Annotated in this window: 1 pseudogene; it reads left to right on the forward strand. The window is 67.1% G+C overall.

What is annotated here, in order from left to right:
• Window positions 1-47: 47 nt before the first annotated feature.
• A pseudogene (locus EAY64_RS19570) lies at window positions 48-237 on the forward strand (biotin-independent malonate decarboxylase subunit beta); the annotation flags it as partial.

Consider the following 237-nt stretch of genomic DNA (forward strand, 5'->3'; position numbering starts at 1 on the left):
GGCGTGGTCAGCCTGCGGCTGGCCCAGGCACTGGAGGAGCTGTCCGCATGAGCCATCAACAAGACATCACCCGGCTGCTGCAGGGCCGCAGCTTTATCGAGCTGAGCGCACGCGAACGCGCCCACAGCCTGCTGGATGCAGGCAGCTGCCGTGAGCTGGCCGGGCCGTTCGAACGACTGTACTCACCCTGGCTCAGTGCGCAGGGCATCGTGGCCCAGGCCGATGATGGCGTGGTCA

Source organism: Aquitalea palustris (assembly GCF_003693445.1).
GTDB classification, from domain to species: Bacteria; Pseudomonadota; Gammaproteobacteria; order Burkholderiales; family Chromobacteriaceae; genus Aquitalea; species Aquitalea palustris.